Source organism: Ideonella lacteola (genome assembly GCF_038066555.1).
GTDB classification, from domain to species: Bacteria; Pseudomonadota; Gammaproteobacteria; order Burkholderiales; family Burkholderiaceae_C; genus Ideonella; species Ideonella lacteola.
In genome coordinates this window covers 1-3,013 of sequence record NZ_JBBUTG010000064.1, presented here as the reverse complement: position 1 = coordinate 3,013, position 3,013 = coordinate 1, and the positions used below count along the sequence as shown (strand labels likewise).

At 56.8% G+C, this 3,013-nt stretch carries 4 protein-coding genes; all 4 read right to left on the bottom strand.

The features are described from left to right. Nucleotides 1-237: 237 nt before the first annotated feature. On the bottom strand, nucleotides 238-699 hold the full coding sequence (locus tag AACH06_RS29975) for a hypothetical protein (RefSeq protein WP_341429500.1): 462 nt from the start codon (nucleotides 697-699) through the stop codon (nucleotides 238-240). A gap of 807 nt (nucleotides 700-1,506) precedes the next feature. Beyond that, entirely contained in the window at nucleotides 1,507-1,833 is a 327-nt protein-coding gene (locus tag AACH06_RS29970) for a hypothetical protein (RefSeq protein WP_341429499.1), read from the bottom strand. A gap of 147 nt (nucleotides 1,834-1,980) precedes the next feature. Then, nucleotides 1,981-2,430 carry a HEAT repeat domain-containing protein gene (locus tag AACH06_RS29965; protein ID WP_341429498.1) on the bottom strand — a complete coding sequence of 150 codons (450 nt, stop codon included), beginning with the start codon at nucleotides 2,428-2,430 and terminating at the stop codon, nucleotides 1,981-1,983. Nucleotides 2,431-2,461: 31 nt separating this feature from the next. Next, the gene (locus tag AACH06_RS29960; protein WP_341429497.1) at nucleotides 2,462-2,770 is read right to left on the bottom strand and encodes a hypothetical protein; all 309 of its coding nucleotides are present in this window, start codon (nucleotides 2,768-2,770) and stop codon (nucleotides 2,462-2,464) included. Nucleotides 2,771-3,013 lie beyond the last annotated feature (243 nt).

Here is a 3,013-nt window from a genome sequence, read left to right as displayed (position 1 = left end):
TGCAGAGGCTGCCTACGCAACGGGCCTGCAACATCGGCGAACTGCTGCCGCACCACTGGGTGCCAGCTATCTGACCGAACGCTCCGCCTCGGTCAATATGTGTTCCCTGGCTGCTTACCGAATGCGGCTCCGGCTGCAGCGAGACTCGGCGACGACGCGATGGCATTTCCGGTATTGCCTAACGTTCGACGTAAGGGGCCTGCCGCAGGCAGGTCCCCTTGACGGAGGGGTTAGGCTTCATGGTGCTTCAAGCAAGATGTGATCTTGCTTGGTTCCGGTGGATGCCCGACGAATGGTGAAGACTGCTTTCTCCTTTGGGAAGCCATTCTCCGGGACGTTGAAGTCAAATTCTCCGTTTGACAAGTCGTGGAGCTCGGTGTGGGTGAGCTGACCGTTTAGGCCAAAGAAGAGTGCGACGAAGCCTTCAGGAACTGACTCGTATCGTATGACACGACCGCAATTTGTTCGTTTGGCTTCAATGAACTTGCAGATCTGATCTCGTGTAGTGCCGGCCCTGAAGAAATAGAAGTACTCCCACCCGAAGCTTGTGAGCTTCGGAAGGTTGACCTGGGTTGCTGACGGATCGTGAGTGACTTGGCCGATTTTTTGACTGATCTGGCCGGCACCGTTGCCCAGCTCGCTGCACGCGCCCGCAGCAATTGCGGCGACTAGCGCGAGAAGGAAAGAGAGGCGGCGCATTCTGCTTTGAAGCCTAACGTTCGACGTAAGGGGCTGGCCGCAGGCCAGTCCCCTTGACGGAGGGGTTAGGGATCGGGACGATGGTGGTTCGACCGCTCATGCTCGGGCTACTGAAGGAAGCTTGACTCAGGCTCGGACGCTGCCCGGAATTGTTTGCCGCTGCGTTCGAACTGCTCATATGGGCCTACAGGAAGCGTCGCGTTCGCGACGGGCTGCTCTCCTTCGCGCAGCCACCCAAAAGGCAAAAATAGTGGCAAGAACAAAGGACCACGGAAGGAGCGGAATCCACAACGCGACGAAGGGTTGGGCGAGGCAAACAACTATGAAAAGAAGAAGGCAGAAAACGTAAAAGACCACAAGCTTTCCTACAAGAGCAGACTGCCGCAGCCTGAATTGCAGGATGAAGAGCGTTGCGGCGATCAGAGCAGTTGGCACAACAAGCCAGAAAAGCGTCGCAGCTGTTGAGAAATTGGCGTGAATTGCCTGAGCGCTAGCTGGTGGTGAAAGCAGAGCGGTGAGCGATGCGAACAACGCTCTGGGTAGCAGACTCTTGCTTGCGTGCAGCATCGTAAGTTTTGAGATGAACACAAGACGTCAACGCTGGACTCCCCATGTGGATATAGATATCCAGATGTAGGGATGAAGGCGAAAACGGTGTGGTCATAGGTGGATATTCTGCGCGACGCACCAAGGCGGCGCAAGCTCGCCGTTCCCGGAGGGCCTAACGTTCGACGTAAGGGGCTGGCCACAGGCCAGTCCCCTTGACGGAGGGGTTAGGCGCAGCGCCCGACTGGGAAATACGATCAGTCATTCCGATCTTTCCGACTCGGCCCTTGAAATCTCTTGAAGCACGGCGGCGCTATTGGCGTACTTTTTCTTCATGTTCTGAAGTTCTTGGTCAACAAAGTCGCATCGGTTGAGTTCGACGGATCGAGAGACCTCAATCGTACGAGGGGAATTGACCGCATCGTATTCGCCCGCGAGGTGATCGCACAATGCCACGCGCTCGAGAAGCTTCCGCACTTCGGTTGGTAGCTTGACTGCGCTACCTGAGGCGGCTGGAGGCTGAGCTGCGACTGACAAAGAAAGGCTGCAGGCAAGAATAGCAAGAGAAGAGGCGAGAGATTTCTGCATTCTGATTAGAGGTTTGAGCGTGATGCACGAATGGATTGTTGAAAAGCGACGGTCTTGACTGTTCCGATGCGTCGCCTAACGTTCGACGTAAGGGGCTGGCCGCAGGCCAGTCCCCTTGACGGAGGGGTTAGGCATCATTCGCGCGACTCACTCACCTGCGGCCTCGGTAAACACGGCCAAGGCTTCGAGCGCAAGCTTCTGATGCTCGGCCGCCACTGTGCTAGGGGAGTACCTTTGGGCGTGCCTTTGTACTCGTTGTACGGCTTCTGCAGACGTTGCTGATTCTTCGATGATGCTGAACGCTCCAGTGGAAACCTCAAAGTTTCCGGTCAGCACCAGATCAACAAGTACCTCTAGGAACGGCTCGCAGTTGAAGGCACCCAGAGCATAGACAAGAGTTCCACGGCAGTTGAGGTTCTCAGGCTTTGATATTGCTTGGAGTAGCGGCACGACAGCACTTTCATTCCCCATGTCCATCAGAGCAAGGGCAGCCTTATCCCGAACCGATGAACTCGGGGACTCAAGGTCTTGAATCAGCGATTGAAGTTCGCGCATTGTTTTGGTGAGGCCTAACGTTCGACGTAAGGGGCTGGCCACAGGCCAGTCCCCTTGACGGAGGGGTTAGCCGTCACTCGGCACATAGAACAACAAACCCTGTATTGATGGCTGCCTTCTGCGCCCGCTCGGCTTCTTCCTTGCGCAGGGCGCCAAGTAGGATGACAGGGCCGCTAAGGAACAGAGCCTTCAATTCTGCGGGACCAAGCCGCCCCAACTTGGGATGTAGCTTCGAGAGCGCCAAGAGATTCTTCCCTGTGGGTGCCATGCCGCCAAGCTGAATGCGAACCTCGACCGGCTTCGCTTCTGGCATGCCAAGCGAAGAAGGCACAAACATGCCGGCTTCCTCGAACCCGCAAGCTTCGCAGCGAATCTCGTACATGTGGCCAAGGGTCGAATACGTCGCAGTCGCGCCGCACTTTGGACACGCTTGGGTGGACTTCATCACGGCTAACGTTCGACGTAAGGGGCGGCCCGCTTGCGGGACGTCCCCTTGACGGAGGGGTTAGGGATGGTCTGCACAAAGCATGGCGCGACGTGCATGGACGCTGAAGAACACGGAATCTTGGCTCGAGATGCCAGAAACGCCTTCAGCCCAAGCTCTTGGGCGCCGATTCGGCGAGCG